The following is a 303-nucleotide window of genomic DNA, read 5'->3' as shown; positions in this document are numbered from 1 at the left end:
TGCCGACCTTTATTATGCCCACCCTTACCGCTCTTCAGAACGAGGCACAAATGAGGCGCATAATCGAATGATCCGTCGTGATGTGCCTAAGGGCCTGTCCATGGATACTTTAGGCCCTAGTGATATCCAAGCAGTGGAAGCCAAGCTAAACAACTTACCACGCCGGCAGTCAGGTTACCAAACCCCAAAAGAGCTTTTCTCCGCTGCCGCTGGCTAAAGATTGAATCTTTAAAATATGAATATCAATGAAAATACTGTCTTACCGGGATTTATTGCGTGGCTAATTTGTTCTTGCAATTTGGG

General features: G+C 45.9%; 1 pseudogene. It reads left to right on the top strand.

Annotated elements, in window-relative coordinates:
* Positions 1-217 (top strand): annotated as a pseudogene (locus FD44_RS10240) (IS30 family transposase); the annotation flags it as partial.
* Positions 218-303 lie beyond the last annotated feature (86 nt).

The sequence above is a fragment of the Secundilactobacillus malefermentans DSM 5705 = KCTC 3548 genome, from assembly GCF_001436395.1.
GTDB lineage: Bacteria > Bacillota > Bacilli > Lactobacillales > Lactobacillaceae > Secundilactobacillus > Secundilactobacillus malefermentans.
This window is presented reverse-complemented; position numbering and strand designations above follow the sequence as displayed.